Raw genomic sequence first — 14012 nt, 5'->3', positions numbered from 1 at the left:
ACCGCCCTGACATGATCGGAGCATGTCCACCACCACCGGCGTGCTCGTGCTCGCAGCCACGCCGATCGGGCAGTACGGCGACGCGCCTCCCCGCCTCGCCTCCGAGCTCGCCGGGGCCGACGTCGTCGCGGCCGAGGACACCCGACGGCTCAAGCGGCTGACCAGCGAGCTCGGGATCAGCCTCGGTGGTCGAGTGGTCTCCTACTTCGAGGGCAACGAGGCGTCGCGGACGCCGGTGCTGCTCGAGGCCCTGCTGGCCGGCGATCGCGTGGTCCTGGTCACCGACGCCGGGATGCCCAGCGTCTCCGACCCCGGCTATCGGCTCGTGGTCGCGGCCGTCGAGCACGACATCACCGTGACCGCCGTGCCCGGTCCGAGCGCGGTGCTGACCGCCCTCGCCGTCAGCGGGCTCCCGGTCGACCGGTTCTGCTTCGAGGGCTTCCTGCCTCGCAAGCCCGGTGAACGCAGCCGGCGCCTCGCCGCGCTGTCGCGGGAGGAGCGCACGATGGTCTTCTTCGAAGCACCCCACCGCACGCACGCTGCCCTGGCCGCGATGGCCGGGGTGCTGGGCGGCGACCGGTCGGCGGCCGTGTGCCGTGAGCTGACCAAGACGCACGAAGAAGTACGCCGCGGGCCGCTCGCCGACCTCGTCGACTGGGCGGCGCAGGGAGTGCGGGGCGAGGTGACCATCGTCGTGTCAGGCTCGCCCGCCCGGGCCGACGTGGACAGCGACCCTGACTCGCTGCGCGCAGCCGTGGCCGAGGAGGAGGCAGCCGGGGCGACCCGGAAGGAAGCGATCGCGGACGTCGCCAGACGCGCCGGGGTCCCCAAGCGAGAGGTCTACGACTGTGTCCACAAACAGGCCAACAAGTGAGCCGACCCGCACCAGGGCCTCGACCGAGGAGCAGTCGGGAGTGCGCCGCGACCGGGAGCGCCCAGCGGTCCCCGACCGGCTTCCGCATCCTGTCGTGGACAACCACTGTCACCTCGACATCGCGGACGGTGAGTGGCTCGAGACCCGGGAGGCGATCGACCTGGCGGTCTCGGTCAACGTCACCCGGATCGTCCAGATCGGTTGTGACCTGCCCGGGGCGCGCTGGGCCGTGGCGGCTGCCGAAGAGCACCCCGAGCTGATCGCCGGGGTCGCCCTGCACCCCAACGAGGCACCGAAGGTCGACGACCTGGACGCGGCCATGGCCGAGATCGAGGCCCTGGCCGGGGCGCACGACCGCGTGCGGGCGGTGGGGGAGACGGGTCTCGACCACTTCAGGACGGGCGAGGAGGGTCGCCCCGCGCAGCGGGAGAGCTTCCGCCGTCACATCGACCTGGCCAAGCGCCTGGACAAGACCCTGGTCATCCACGACCGCGACGCCCACGACGAGGTCCTCGAGGTCCTGGACGAGGAGGGCGTGCCCGAGCGGTGGGTCATGCACTGCTTCTCCGGGGATCGTGACTTCGCCCGTGCCTGCCTGGACCGAGGGGCCCACCTGAGCTTCGCGGGGACGATCACCTTCAAGAACGCCGATCCGATCCGCGCCGCGCTCGCCGCGACGCCGCTCGACCGCATCCTCGTGGAGACGGACGCGCCATACCTCACGCCGACGCCGTTCCGCGGGCGGCCCAACGCCTCCTACCTCGTGCCGCTCACCGTCCGCGCGATGGCCGAGGTGCGCGGAGACGAGCTCGAGGGGCTGTGCCACGCGATCGACGTCAACACCGAACGGGCGTTCGGGGGCGCCTGGTAGGGGGTGGGGAAGGACGAGAGCCTGGTCACGAACGGCGGTGAATTGTGCCGTTCGACTTTGTACTACCACGCATCACCGTTATCGTCCTGTGACTGTTGGCCGGGATCGGGAACGTTCCGCCAGCGCCTGGAGGTTGGTATGAGCTCCCTCCGCGAGACCCCCCGCTCGCACGCCTCCCCACCGCAGCCACCGGTGGCCGGGTCGTCCTGCAGGGTGCGCTGACGCCCCGAGGCCCGGGAAGTACGACGTTCGGAGAACCGTGCGCGACCGCATCGCACACCTCAGCAAGTCCAAGGCCGTCCTGGCGACCCTCGTCGCCGCCATCGTCATCGCCGTCGCCGGCTCGACCCTCGGGTTCGCCGCCCTCAGCAACTCGGTGACCCTCACCCTCGACGGGGAGTCGGAGACGATCAGCGCGACGGGTGGCACCGTCGGCGAGGTCCTCGACGACCAGGGCATCGAGATCAGCGACAAGGACCTCGTGGCCCCCGCGCTCGACGAGTCCGTCGAGGACGGCACCCGCATCTCGGTGAAGTTCGCCCGTCGGCTCGAGCTGAGCGTCGACGGCGAGGAGCGCACCTACTGGGTCAACTCCGCCGACGTGGCCAGTGCGCTGGGCGAGATCGGTCGCGGCTACTCCGCGGCGGACCTGTCGCTGGACCGTGACGAGGTGATCTCGCGAAGCGGCACCCGCCTCGAGGTGACGACGCCCAAGACGGTCAAGGTGCGGATCGGCAAGCAGGACCCGAAGAAGCGCAACATCACCGCGCTCACGGTCCGCGAGGTGCTCGAGGAGCTCGGCGTCAAGGTCTCCGAGCACGACGTCGTGAAGCCTCGGCTGGGCGCCGAGATCGCCGACGGCGACAAGATCGTGCTCACCGACGTCCGGATCGTCACCAAGCGGGTCCGCAACGAGACGATCGAGGCCGCCGTCGTCGAGCGCGAGGACGCCTCGATGTTCGAGGGCGAGGACGAGGTCGTCCGCGCGGGCCGTGACGGTGTGCGCGACGTGACCTACAAGCTGACCGTCCGCAACGGCAAGGTCGTCGCGACCCGCGTCGTCAGTGCGGACGTCCAGCGCAAGCCGATCGCCACGATCGTCAAGGTCGGCACCAAGGAGGAGGTGGTGGCCTCGGCCGCCAACTTCGCCGGCGGCAGCACGGTGTGGGACTCCCTCGCACAGTGCGAGTCGGGCGGCAACTGGGCCATCAACACCGGCAACGGCTACTACGGCGGCCTGCAGTTCAACCTCGGGACCTGGCAGGCGTACGGCGGCACCGGCCTGCCCAGCAACGCCTCCCGGGAGACCCAGATCGCCGTCGCGACGCGACTGCGGGACGCAACCGGTGGCTATGGCTCCTGGCCGAGCTGCTCCGCGAAGCTGGGCCTGCCGCGCTGACCGATAGCCTGCACCGCATGAGCACCCCTTCCGCCGGTCCGAGGCTTCTCGGGCCGGCGGAAGTTCGTGCGCTCGCGGCCGAGCTGGACCTGCGACCCACCAAGCAGCGCGGGCAGAACTTCGTCATCGACGCCAACACCGTGCGTCGGATCGTCAGGGACTCCGGCATCGGGCGCGACGACGTGGTCGTCGAGGTGGGGCCGGGTCTCGGCTCCCTGACGCTCGCGCTGCTCGACGTGGCCCAGAGGGTCGTCGCCGTCGAGGTCGACCCCCTGCTGGCCGAGCGCCTGCCCGCGACGATCGCCGCCTATGCGCCCGGTCAGGTCGACGCCTTCGAGGTGATCCTCGGAGACGCGATGCGGATCGAGTCGATTCCCGGTCCGCCACCGACGGCCCTGGTCGCCAACCTGCCCTACAACGTCTCGGTGCCGGTCCTGATCCACATGCTCACGCTGCTCCCGTCCCTCGAACGAGGGCTGGTGATGGTGCAGGCCGAGGTCGCCGACCGCCTCGCTGCCGGGCCGGGCTCCAAGGTCTATGGCGTGCCGTCGGTCAAGGCCGCGTGGTTCGCCGACGTCCGGCGGGCCGGCACCATCGGCCGCAACGTCTTCTGGCCCGCCCCCAACGTCGACTCGGGCCTGGTGGCCTGGACCCGCTGCGACCCGCCGTCGACCACGGCGACGCGCCAGCAGGTCTTCACCGTCATCGACGCCGCCTTCGCCACGCGCCGCAAGCAGATCCGCGCCGCGCTGCGCCCGCTCGCGGGGTCCACCGAGGCGGCCGAGCGGGCTCTCGCACACGCCGGCATCGACCCGACCGCCCGCGGCGAGGTCCTCACCGTCGCCGACTTCGCGCGCATCGCCGAGGGCCTGGAGTGGTGAGCGCCCGCTCGGTCACCGTCAGGGCAGCCGCCAAGATCAACCTGCACCTCGGGGTCGGTGCGCTGCGCGAGGACGGCTTCCATCCCCTCGACACCGTCTACCAGGCGATCGGCCTCTATGACGACGTCAGGCTGTCGCTCGCCGAGGAGCCCGGCCTCGGGCTCGAGGTGGCCGACCACATCGACCTGGTGGACGTCCCGTCCGGCCCCGGCAACATCGTCTTCCGCGCCCTCGACCTGATCCAGGCCCGCGTGGGAGGGGTCGGCTCGGCGCTGATCGAGGTCACCAAGGCGATCCCCGTGGCCGGAGGGATGGCGGGGGGTCGGCCGACGCCGCCGCCACCCTGTTGGCCTATGACCGGCTGCACGGGTGTGGGCTGCCCGACGACGTACTCCTCGAGCTGGCCGCCGAGCTGGGCAGCGACGTGCCCTTCTCGCTCGTGGGCGGTACGGCGCGAGGTCGCGGCCGCGGCGAGGTGGTGGAGCCGGTCGAGGACCTCGCCACCTGGTGGTGGGTCGCCGTCCCCGCCGCTGTCGGGCTGTCGACGCCCGAGGTCTATGCCCACTTCGACCACCTCCACCCCCACGCGCTCGCCGAGCCTGCCGAGCCCGACGACCTGTTCTCGGCGCTGGCCAGCGGTGAGCCGCTGCGCCTCGCCCGCGCACTCCACAACGACCTCCAGCCGGCCGCGATCGACCTGCGGCCCGAGCTTGGGGCACTCATCGACCGGGGGGAGCGTGAGGGCGCGCTGCGCGGCCTCGTCTCCGGCTCCGGTCCCACCTGCATCTTCCTGTGCGACTCCCTCGACGGGGCCAACGCGGTCGTCGACGGGCTGCAGGGCGCAGGGCACGACGTCGTACTCATCGCGAACGGCCCCGTGGCCGGCGCACACCTCCTGGAGCTTCCCTGATGGCAAACCTGATCAACCTCGAAAAGGTCTCCAAGGCCTACGGCATCCGACCACTGCTGAGCGAGGTGTCCCTCGGGATCAGCGTCGGTGAGCGCATCGGGATCGTCGGTCGCAACGGGGACGGCAAGACCACGCTGCTGGAGGTGATGACGGGCCTCGAGGAGCCGGACGCCGGCCGGGTCTCGATGAACCGGGGTGTCGAGATCGGCTATCTCCACCAGGGCGACGAGCTGGTCGACACCCACTCGGTGCGCGAGGCCGTGCTGGGAGGGCGCGCCGACCACGAGTGGCTGGCCGACTCGACGATGCGCGGCGTCGTCACCGAGCTGCTGGCGGGCGTCTCGCTCGACCGTCCCGTCCTGGGGCTCTCGGGCGGGGAGCGTCGTCGGTGCTCACTGGCCGCGCTGCTGCTGGGCGAGCACGACCTCATCATCCTCGACGAGCCGACCAACCACCTCGACGTCGAGGCCGTCGCCTGGCTCGCCGGACACCTCGTCACGCGCAGCTCGGCCCTGGTCGTCGTCACCCACGACCGGTGGTTCCTCGACGAGGTCTGCCAGACGACGTGGGAGGTCCACGACGGCGTCGTCGACTCCTACGAGGGCGGCTACGCCTCGTTCGTCCTGGCCAAGGCGGAGCGTCAGCGCCAGGCCGGCGCCTCCGAGCAGCGACGCCAGCAGCTCGTCAAGAAGGAGCTCGCCTGGCTGCGTCGCGGGGCCCCCGCACGGACCGCGAAGCCGAAGTTCCGCATCGAGGCGGCCAACCAGCTGATCGAGGACGTGCCGCCGCCGCGCGACCGGATGGAGCTGCAGCGCTTCGCCGCCCAGCGGCTCGGCAAGGACGTCATCGACGTCGAGCACGTCGACCTGCACCGCGGTGAGCGCCAGCTGCTCGACGACGCCACCTGGCGCCTGGGCCCCGGCGACCGGGTCGGCATCGTGGGGGTCAACGGTGCGGGCAAGACCTCGGTGCTGTCGCTGATCGCCGGCACCCTCCAACCCACCAAGGGGCGCGTCAAGCACGGTCGCACCATCGCGATGGAGCACCTGACCCAGGCCCTCGACGACGTCGATCCCAACGGACGGGTGCTGCCGACGATCGAGGCGATCGCGCGCGTCACCCGCACCGCGACCGGGTCGGACATCACCGCGACCTCCATGCTCGAGCGCTTCGGCTTCACCGGCGACAAGCTGACCGCCCGGCTCGGCGACCTCTCCGGTGGGGAGCGGCGCCGTTTCCAGCTGCTCAAGCTGCTGCTCAACGAGCCCAACGTGCTGCTGCTCGACGAGCCGACCAACGACCTCGACATCGACACCCTCAACGTGCTCGAGGACTTCCTCGACGGCTGGCCCGGAACCCTGATCGTGGTCTCCCACGACCGCTACTTCCTCGAGCGCGTCACCGACTCGGTGTGGGCGCTGCTGGGTGACGGCCAGATCTCGATGCTGCCGCGCGGGGTCGATGAATACCTCGAGCGTCGCGCGGCGGGGCTCGCGACGTCCGCCTCGGCCGCGCCTGCCGCTTCCACCTCGGGCTCGGGCAAGGCCAAGGCCGGCTCGGCGGGGGAGCGCGACGCCCGCAAGGCGCTGGCTCGCCTGGAGAAGCAGATCGCGCGCATCGACATACGCGAGAAGGCGCTCAACGAGCAGCTGGCGGCCAACCTGACCGACATCGACCTCCTCGCCGACCTCGGCAAGCAGCTCAGCGTGCTGCAGGGCGAGAAGGAGACCCTCGAGCTGGAGTGGCTGGAGGCCTCGGAGGTCCTCGAGGGCTGAGTGTCCCTCAGCCCTCGCTCAGTCCTCGGGCGGGCTGAAGGGCGCGAGGAGCGTCCTCAGCAGCCCCGCCAACGTGGCCTGGTCCTCGACCGGCAACGCCTCCACCAGGGTCGCCTCGGCGGCGAGCAGGGCACCGAAGGCCCCGTCGACCGCCTCCTTGCCCTCGGGGTCAGGCGCACGAGCACCCCGCGCCGGTCGTGCGGGTCGGGGAGGCGTTCGACGAAGCCGCGACCGGCGAGGCGGTCGACCCGGTTGGTCATGGTGCCGCTCGTCACGAGCGTCTCGCGCAGCAGGCGGCCCGGCGATTGCTCGTATGGCGCCCCGGCGCGCCGCAGGGCGGCCAGCACGTCGAACTCCCAGGACTCGATGCCGTGGGCGCTGAAGGCGACGCGACGGGCCAGGTCTAGGTGACGCGCCAGGCGGCTGATCCGGCTGAACACCTCGACGGGCCCGAGGTCGAGGTCGCTGCGCTCGCGCGCCCAGGCGTCGACCAGGGCGTCCACTTCGTCGCGCATGTGGTCAGTGTGCCAGAGCGTCAAGAATCTTGACACCGAGAGAACTGGCGGGAGGTCTGGCCGGCGGACCTCACGCAGGGTCGGCCGCTGCGGTCGGCTCGGCGGAGAACAGCACCGGGTCGGCGTCGAGGCCGGAGAGGCCGTTCCAGGCCATGTTCACCACGTGGGCAGCGACGACCTCGCGGGCCGGCTTGCGGGTGTCGAGCCACCACTGGCCGGTGAACGAGACCATGCCGACCAGCATCTGGGCATACATCGGCGCGTGCTTGGTGTTCAGGCCCGTCCGGCTGAACGTCTCGCTGAGCAGGCCCTCGACCCGAGACGCCACGTCGCCGAGGATCGACTGGAAGGTCGGCGCGCCTGACGGGCTGTCGCGGACCAGGATCTGGAAGCCCTCGGAGTTCTCCTCGACATACTGCAAGAGCGCGAGCGCCGCCTGCTCCAGGATGATGCGCGACGTCTCACCGGTGAGCGAGGCGCGCATGATCGCGAGCAGCGACTGGACCTCGCGGTCCACGACCACGGCATAGAGGCCTTCCTTGCCGCCGAAGTGCTCATAGACGATCGGCTTGGACACCGTCGCCCGGGCTGCGACCTCCTCGATCGCCGTGCCTTCGAAGCCGCGCTCGGCGAAGAGGGTGCGGGCCACCGCGATGAGCTGCTCCCGGCGTTCGGCCGCGGTCATCCGTCTCTTGGTCGCCATGTGGCGATCCTCTCACCCGGCTGGGTTACCCGCTGGTAACATGCCCCCATGAGCCAGGTGCTGAAGCTGTGGAACACCACGACCGCCATCCCCGTCGTCGGCAAGCGACTGTTCTCGGTCGCCTTCGCCCAGAAGGCGCCCTACTTCGCCACGATCCGGCCGCGCTTCACCGTGATCGAGCCCAACCGTGCCGAGCTGGTGATCCCCAAGCGCCGCGGCGTGCACAACCACATCAAGACGGTGCACGCGATCGCGCTCTGCAACGGGCTCGAGGCCGCGATGGGCGCGCTCGCCGAGGCCACGATCCCGGCCGACAAGCGCTGGATCCCCAAGGGCATGGACATCGCCTACACCGCCAAGGCCACCAGTGACATCACCTGCATCGCCGAGACCGACCCCGAGCAGTGGACGTCCGGCGACCCTGACCTCCACGTCCGCGTGCGGGGCGAGCGCGAGGACGGTGTCGTCGTGATCGAGGGCGTGATCAAGCTCTGGGTGACGCCGAAGGCGCGCTAGACCGGAGCGCCGCCACCGACCGCGGCGAGGTTGGAGACCTCGAGCACCTTCTTCTCGCCGACGAACCTGCGCTGCACCCAGGTCGCCAGCCACGTCAGCAACAGGTTGACCAGGACGTAGATCCCGCCGATCACGACGATGACCGCGACGTGGTTGTTGAAGGACTGGTAGAGCGGCTTGACCAGGTAGGTGAGGCCGGGCGCGAGGATGTAGTAGCCCAGGCTGGTGTCCTTGAGAGCCACCACGCACTGGCTGATGATCGCCGGGATCATGATCTTCACGCCCTGGGGAAGCAGCACCTGCCCCATCACCTGCGTCTTGCGCATGCCGATCGCATAGGCCGCCTCGCCCTGCCCCTTCGGCACGGCCAGCACGCCGGCGCGGAAGACCTCGGCCAGCACCGAGCCGTTGTAGAGCATCAGCGCCAGCACGACGGACCAGTAGGCACGGCTGGAGACGTTGTCCATGCTCCCGAAGATCGCGAAGAACCCCAGGATCATCAGCATCAGCACGGGTACGGCGCGGAAGAACTCGACGACCACCCAGCACACCCAGCGGATCGGACGGTGCTCAGAGAGCTTGCCGATGCCGAACACCAGCCCGAAGACGACGGCCGCGACGATGGCCAGGGCCGCCATCTGCAGCGTCTTCAACAATCCGTCGACCAGGATGGCCTCGATGTAGCGGGGCGTGACGGCGAACTCCCACTTCTCCCCGGCGAGCTGGCCGGTCTCCCACAGTCGCCAGACGGCGAAGGCGACGGCGGCGAGGAGCGCCACCGAGGTCAGCACCGTGTAGAGGCGGTGTCGCGTGACGGTTCGCGGCCCTGGTGCGTCGTAGAGGACGCTCACGTTGCTCATGCGACCCTCCAGCGGCGCTCGAGGAAGATCGCGATGGCCGAGATGAGCTCGACGAGGATGATGTAGCCCAGGGCGAACACGATGAAGATCTCCCACCTGTCGCTGGCGTTGTTGTTGGTGAGGGCTCGCATCCGGGACACGGCTTCGGCGACGCCGAAGACGGCGGCGACCGAGGTGTTCTTGAGCAGCGCGATCATCGTGGAGGCGAGCGGTGGCACCGAGGCGCGGACTGCCTGCGGGAGGACCACCTGCGTCATCACACCGCCGAACGGGAGGCCGATCGCGCGGGCGGCCTCGGCCTGACCCAGCGGCACGGCGTTGACGCCGGAGCGGAGCGCCTCACACACGAAGGTCGAGGTGTAGAGCGCAAGGCCGATGAAGGCGGCGCCGAAGAAGGAGGTGAAGCTGAGCTCGCCGATCTGGACGTCGAGCCACCTGAAGTTGATGCCGATCTTGGGTGCTGCGATGGCCATGAACATGAGCACGATCAGCAGCGGGGTGTTGCGCACGAGCGTGACGTAGACAGCCGATGCCTTGCGCATGACGGCGACGGGCCCGACCCTCATCGCGACGAGGATGGTGCCGAGGACAAGGGCGACCAGTCCGCTGCTGAGGAACAGCGCGATCGTGTAGGCGAACGCCTTCAGGACGACGTCGAAGTTGTCGATGATCACCTGCACGGTCGGTGTGCCTCCTTCACTTTGTGTCGAGGGGGTGACGAGCGGGGGCGGCCGGTCGGCCGCCCCCGCTCGTCGTCAGATCAGGACTCGCAAGCGTCCATCTCGGGGAACTCGGGTGTGTCGACACCCGACGGGCCGAGCGTGGACTCGAACGCAGCCTCCCAGTCGCCGTCCTCGTTCGCCTCGGTCAGCGTGTCGACGATCCACTGGCACATCTCCGGCCGGTCCTTGGGGTAGCCGACGCCGATGCGCTCCTCGGAGAACTCCTCACCGACGACCTTCAGCTCGCCCTCGTTCTGCGCGGCGAGGCCGGCCAGGATGGAGCCGTCGGTGGTCATGGCCTCGACCGATCCGTCGAGCACCTTCTGGGCGCAGTCGGAGTAGGTGTCCAGGCCGACGCCCTTGGCGCCCTTGGCCTCGATGGTCTCCAGCGAGGTCGAGCCGGTCACCGAGCAGACCTCCTTGCCCTTGACGTCCTCGACGCTCTCGATGTCGCTGTCGGACTTCACCAGCAGCTGCTGGCCGGTGATCATGTAGGGACCGGCCTGGCCGACCACCTCGCGACGGTCGTCGGTGATGGAGTAGGAGGCGAGCACGAGGTCGACGGTCCCGTCCTGCAGGAAGGGCTCGCGGTTGTCCGAGATCGTCTCGACCCACTCGACGTCGTCCTCGGCGATGCCGAGGTCGGCGGCGAGGATCTTGGCCATCTCGACGTCAAAGCCCTCGGGCGTGTCGCTGGCGGCGTCCTTGAAGCCAAGACCCGGCTGGTCGTACTTGACGCCGATCTTGATGGCTCCGGCCTCGGCCAGCTCCTTCATCCGGGTGCCGTCGTCGAACTCCGAGGCGGCATCCTCCTTGACCTCCACGTCGGGGCCTTCGCTGTCGCTGCCCGCGTCACCGCACGCGGCGAGCGAGAGGGTCAGACCGGCAACCGCGACCGCGGCCTTGGTTCTGATGAATCGCATCTGCATCTCCCTTGATGGTTGTGCTTTGACAATCAGTGCGCGGAACTCAGTGCTTGAGGATCTTGCCGAGGAAGTCCTTGGCCCGATCAGAGCTGGGGTTGGTGAAGAACTGCTCCGGGGTGCCTTCCTCGACGATGGCGCCGTCGGCCATGAAGACGACCCGGTCGGCGGCGGTGCGGGCGAAGCCCATCTCGTGGGTCACCACGACCATCGTCATCCCCTGCTTGGCCAGGTCGACCATGACGTCGAGGACCTCCTTGATCATCTCCGGGTCGAGCGCCGAGGTCGGCTCGTCGAAGAGCATGACCTTGGGCTCCATCGCCAGCGCACGGGCGATGGCGACACGCTGCTGCTGGCCGCCGGAGAGCTGGGCAGGATATTTGTCCGCCTGGTGCTCGACGCCGACCCGGTCGAGCAGCTCGCGCGCCTTCTTCTCCGCCTCGTCCTTCTTGAGCCCGCGGACCTTGATCGGGCCGAGGGTGACGTTCTCGAGGATCGTCTTGTGGGCGAAGAGGTTGAAGCTCTGGAAGACCATCCCGACCTCGGCACGCAGCGCTGCGAGCGCCTTGCCCTCCTGGGGGAGATCCTTGCCGTCGAGGCTGATCTTCCCCGCGTCGATGGTCTCGAGGCGGTTGATGGCCCGGCACAGCGTCGACTTGCCGGAGCCCGACGGGCCGATCACCACGACCACCTCGCCCCGGGTGACGGTCAGGTCGATGTCCTTGAGGGCGTGCAGCGCACCGAAGTGCTTCTGCACCCCTTCGAGCACGACGAGGGGCTCGCCCCGCTCGGCCGAACGAGGCTCCTGCTCCAACGTGGTCATTGCTGCAACGTAGCGTCCGTTAGTCCGTTCGGGCTACGACGACATGGCCCTGTCGGCAAATCGTGACCTGCGGTCGAGACGCCATTTTGCCTGAGCGCTGCCGGTGGTTGGATGCGGAGCACCCATCAGGTGACCTACATCTTGGGATCAGCCGCGGAGGAAGCAATGACCAGCAGGGACGAAAAGCTCAAGATGCTCAAGGACATGGCCAAGGGCGCCAAGGACGACCCCAAGGGCGCGGCACTGTTCTTCAAGGACGTCGCCAAGCTCGCCGTCAAGGAGGCAGCAGCCAAGCGCAAGGAGAAGCGCGGCCGCTGATCTCGTGGGCTCGCTGCTCGTGCCCTAGGACCCTGGGGCTGAGCTCAGCACTTCGAGTCGAGCCACTGCTTCACCACGTCGTAGTCGAAGTTGTCCTCGAAGATCGCGACCGCCCCGACAGGGTCTGCGGAGAACTGGTCGCACAGGCCGCGCCTGTCGTCTTCTGAGAACTTGTCCCAGGTGTTCTCCAGCGCGGTCCGCTGCGCGTCCTCGCCCACGTCGCCGGTCCCGCTGTCGGAGCCGGAGCAGGCCGACAGGGCGAGGAGAGCGGTAGCCGCGGCCAGGGAGATGCTGAGCAGACGCACGGATTGCCTCCGGGTGGGGCGAGGGTGTTCCGGCGGATCGTACAGACGCGCCCGGCCACGCGCTCGGCTCGTGGATGACCTCTCCGCACCGTGCCCCCTCGTAGACTGCTGCGGTCATGAGCATCCCGACCGAGACGGCACCGCGCACCTACCTGGTGAAGACCTACGGGTGCCAGATGAACGTCCACGACTCCGAGCGCCTGACCGGGTTGTTGGAGGACGCGGGCTATGTCGCCGCGCCCAGTGACCAGCAGGCCGACGTCGTCGTGTTCAACACCTGCGCCGTGCGGGAGAACGCCGACAACAAGCTCTACGGCAACCTCTCCCACCTCGCGCCGGTGAAGAAGCTGAACCCGGGCATGCAGATCGCGGTCGGCGGCTGCATGGCGCAGAAGGACCGCGACACGATCATCGACCGGGCGCCATACGTCGACGTCGTCTTCGGCACCCACAACATCGGGTCACTGCCGGCCCTGCTCGACCGCGCGCGCTCGCAGCAGGAGGCGCAGGTCGAGATCCTCGAGTCGCTGTCGGTCTTCCCCTCGACGCTGCCGACCAAGCGTGACTCGGCGTATGCCGCCTGGGTCTCGATCTCCGTGGGCTGCAACAACACCTGCACGTTCTGCATCGTCCCCGCCCTGCGCGGCAAGGAGAAGGACCGCCGTCCGGGCGAGATCCTGGCCGAGATCGAGGCACTGGTCGCCGATGGCGTCACCGAGATCACCCTGCTGGGCCAGAACGTCAACGCCTACGGGGTGGAGTTCGGCGACCGCCAGGCGTTCTCGAAGCTGCTCCGCTCGTGCGGGCGGTCGAGGGCCTGGAGCGGGTGCGCTTCACCTCACCGCACCCGGCCGAGTTCACCGACGACGTGATCGAGGCGATGGCGCAGACCCCCAACGTCATGCACTCGCTGCACATGCCGCTTCAGTCCGGCTCCGACCGGGTCCTCAAGGCGATGCGCCGGTCCTACCGCGCCTCGAAGTTCCTCGGGATCATCGAGCGGGTCCGCGCCGCGATGCCCGACGCCGCGATCACGACCGACATCATCGTCGGCTTCCCCGGCGAGACCGAGGAGGACTTCGCAGCGACGCTGGACGTCGTGCGTCAGGCCCGCTTCTCGGGGGCCTTCACCTTCCAATATTCGCCGCGCCCCGGCACCCCTGCCGCCACGATGGCCGACCAGGTGCCGCCCGAGGTGGTCAAGGACCGCTATCAGCGGCTCGTCGAGCTCGTCAACGAGATCGCCTGGCAGGAGAACAAGTCGCTGGTCGGGCGTCGCGTCGAGCTGATGGTCGCCGAGGGGGAGGGCCGCAAGGACCTCGAGACCAAGCGCCTCTCGGGGCGTGCCCCGGACAGCCGGCTGGTCCACTTCGACCCCGAGGGTGCCGACGGCGTGCGGCCCGGCGACATGGTCACCACCGAGATCACCTATGCGGCGCCACACCACCTCGTCGCCGACGGGCCGGTCCTCGGCGTACGCCGAACGCGAGCCGGCGACGCGTGGGAGCGACGCACCTCCGGTCCGCCCGCCCCGGTCGGGGTCGGGCTGGGCATGCCCGGCATCGGCGTGCCGGCTCCGCTGGCGCCAGCGCCAGCCTGCGGCTGAGCCTTCGCAGC

At 69.5% G+C, this 14012-nt stretch carries 14 protein-coding genes and 2 pseudogenes; 9 read left to right on the top strand and 7 right to left on the bottom strand.

The features are described from left to right. Positions 1-22: 22 nt before the first annotated feature. From rsmI to G7071_RS01955, 6 genes are all read left to right on the top strand, one after another. Positions 23-874, top strand: coding sequence for a 16S rRNA (cytidine(1402)-2'-O)-methyltransferase (rsmI, locus tag G7071_RS01980; protein ID WP_166314242.1), 852 nt, complete (start codon positions 23-25; stop codon positions 872-874). Positions 875-968: 94 nt separating this feature from the next. After that, positions 969-1745: a TatD family hydrolase gene (locus G7071_RS01975; protein WP_246210312.1), complete on the top strand. Its 777-nt coding sequence runs from the start codon at positions 969-971 to the stop codon at positions 1743-1745. 259 nt (positions 1746-2004) lie between these two features. Further along, on the top strand, positions 2005-3144 hold the full coding sequence (locus G7071_RS19545) for a resuscitation-promoting factor (RefSeq protein WP_166314236.1): 1140 nt from the start codon (positions 2005-2007) through the stop codon (positions 3142-3144). Positions 3145-3161: 17 nt separating this feature from the next. Next, entirely contained in the window at positions 3162-4025 is an 864-nt protein-coding gene (rsmA, locus tag G7071_RS01965) for a 16S rRNA (adenine(1518)-N(6)/adenine(1519)-N(6))-dimethyltransferase RsmA (RefSeq protein ID WP_166314233.1), read from the top strand. 346 nt (positions 4026-4371) lie between these two features. Beyond that, complete coding sequence (locus tag G7071_RS18905) at positions 4372-4935, top strand: hypothetical protein (RefSeq protein WP_246210311.1); 564 nt, start codon at positions 4372-4374, stop codon at positions 4933-4935. Continuing rightward, positions 4935-6710 carry an ABC-F family ATP-binding cassette domain-containing protein gene (locus G7071_RS01955; protein WP_166314230.1) on the top strand — a complete coding sequence of 592 codons (1776 nt, stop codon included), beginning with the start codon at positions 4935-4937 and terminating at the stop codon, positions 6708-6710. Before G7071_RS18905 ends, G7071_RS01955 begins: the two co-directional genes overlap by 1 nt. A gap of 18 nt (positions 6711-6728) precedes the next feature. On the opposite strand, the pseudogene G7071_RS01950 reads toward G7071_RS01955, so the two are convergent. Together G7071_RS01950 and G7071_RS01945 are read right to left on the bottom strand one after the other, a co-directional pair. Further along, positions 6729-7225: pseudogene (locus G7071_RS01950) on the bottom strand (MarR family winged helix-turn-helix transcriptional regulator). Between the two features lie 70 nt (positions 7226-7295). Next, positions 7296-7910: a TetR/AcrR family transcriptional regulator gene (locus G7071_RS01945; RefSeq protein ID WP_166320878.1), complete on the bottom strand. Its 615-nt coding sequence runs from the start codon at positions 7908-7910 to the stop codon at positions 7296-7298. A gap of 66 nt (positions 7911-7976) precedes the next feature. Between G7071_RS01945 and G7071_RS01940 the strand changes: the two genes are divergently transcribed. After that, positions 7977-8444, top strand: coding sequence for a hotdog fold domain-containing protein (locus G7071_RS01940; protein WP_166314227.1), 468 nt, complete (start codon positions 7977-7979; stop codon positions 8442-8444). Here G7071_RS01940 and G7071_RS01935 read toward each other — a convergent pair. From G7071_RS01935 to G7071_RS01920, 4 genes are all read right to left on the bottom strand, one after another. Continuing rightward, complete coding sequence (locus G7071_RS01935) at positions 8441-9304, bottom strand: amino acid ABC transporter permease (protein ID WP_166314224.1); 864 nt, start codon at positions 9302-9304, stop codon at positions 8441-8443. The genes G7071_RS01940 and G7071_RS01935 overlap by 4 nt on opposite strands. Then, on the bottom strand, positions 9301-9984 hold the full coding sequence (locus G7071_RS01930) for an amino acid ABC transporter permease (protein ID WP_166314221.1): 684 nt from the start codon (positions 9982-9984) through the stop codon (positions 9301-9303). Before G7071_RS01930 ends, G7071_RS01935 begins: the two co-directional genes overlap by 4 nt. An 80-nt stretch (positions 9985-10064) precedes the next feature. Then, a complete protein-coding gene (locus G7071_RS01925) occupies positions 10065-10949 on the bottom strand; it encodes a glutamate ABC transporter substrate-binding protein (RefSeq protein ID WP_166314218.1) in 885 nt (294 codons plus the stop codon). Positions 10950-10995: 46 nt separating this feature from the next. Beyond that, the gene (locus tag G7071_RS01920) at positions 10996-11772 is read right to left on the bottom strand and encodes an amino acid ABC transporter ATP-binding protein (protein WP_166314214.1); all 777 of its coding nucleotides are present in this window, start codon (positions 11770-11772) and stop codon (positions 10996-10998) included. A 165-nt stretch (positions 11773-11937) separates the two neighbouring features. Here G7071_RS01920 and G7071_RS01915 point away from each other — a divergent pair, with 165 nt between their 5' ends. Next, positions 11938-12090 carry a hypothetical protein gene (locus G7071_RS01915; protein WP_166314211.1) on the top strand — a complete coding sequence of 51 codons (153 nt, stop codon included), beginning with the start codon at positions 11938-11940 and terminating at the stop codon, positions 12088-12090. 44 nt (positions 12091-12134) lie between these two features. Here the strand turns inward: G7071_RS01915 and G7071_RS01910 are convergent, their stop codons facing one another. Next, positions 12135-12395, bottom strand: a complete 261-nt coding sequence (locus G7071_RS01910) for a hypothetical protein (protein WP_166314177.1) — start codon at positions 12393-12395, stop codon at positions 12135-12137. Positions 12396-12511: 116 nt separating this feature from the next. Here G7071_RS01910 and miaB point away from each other — a divergent pair. Further along, a pseudogene (miaB, locus tag G7071_RS01905) lies at positions 12512-14001 on the top strand (tRNA (N6-isopentenyl adenosine(37)-C2)-methylthiotransferase MiaB). Positions 14002-14012 lie beyond the last annotated feature (11 nt).

Origin of the sequence: Nocardioides piscis (assembly GCF_011300215.1) — a bacterium.
GTDB lineage: Bacteria > Actinomycetota > Actinomycetes > Propionibacteriales > Nocardioidaceae > Nocardioides > Nocardioides piscis.
This window is presented reverse-complemented; position numbering and strand designations above follow the sequence as displayed.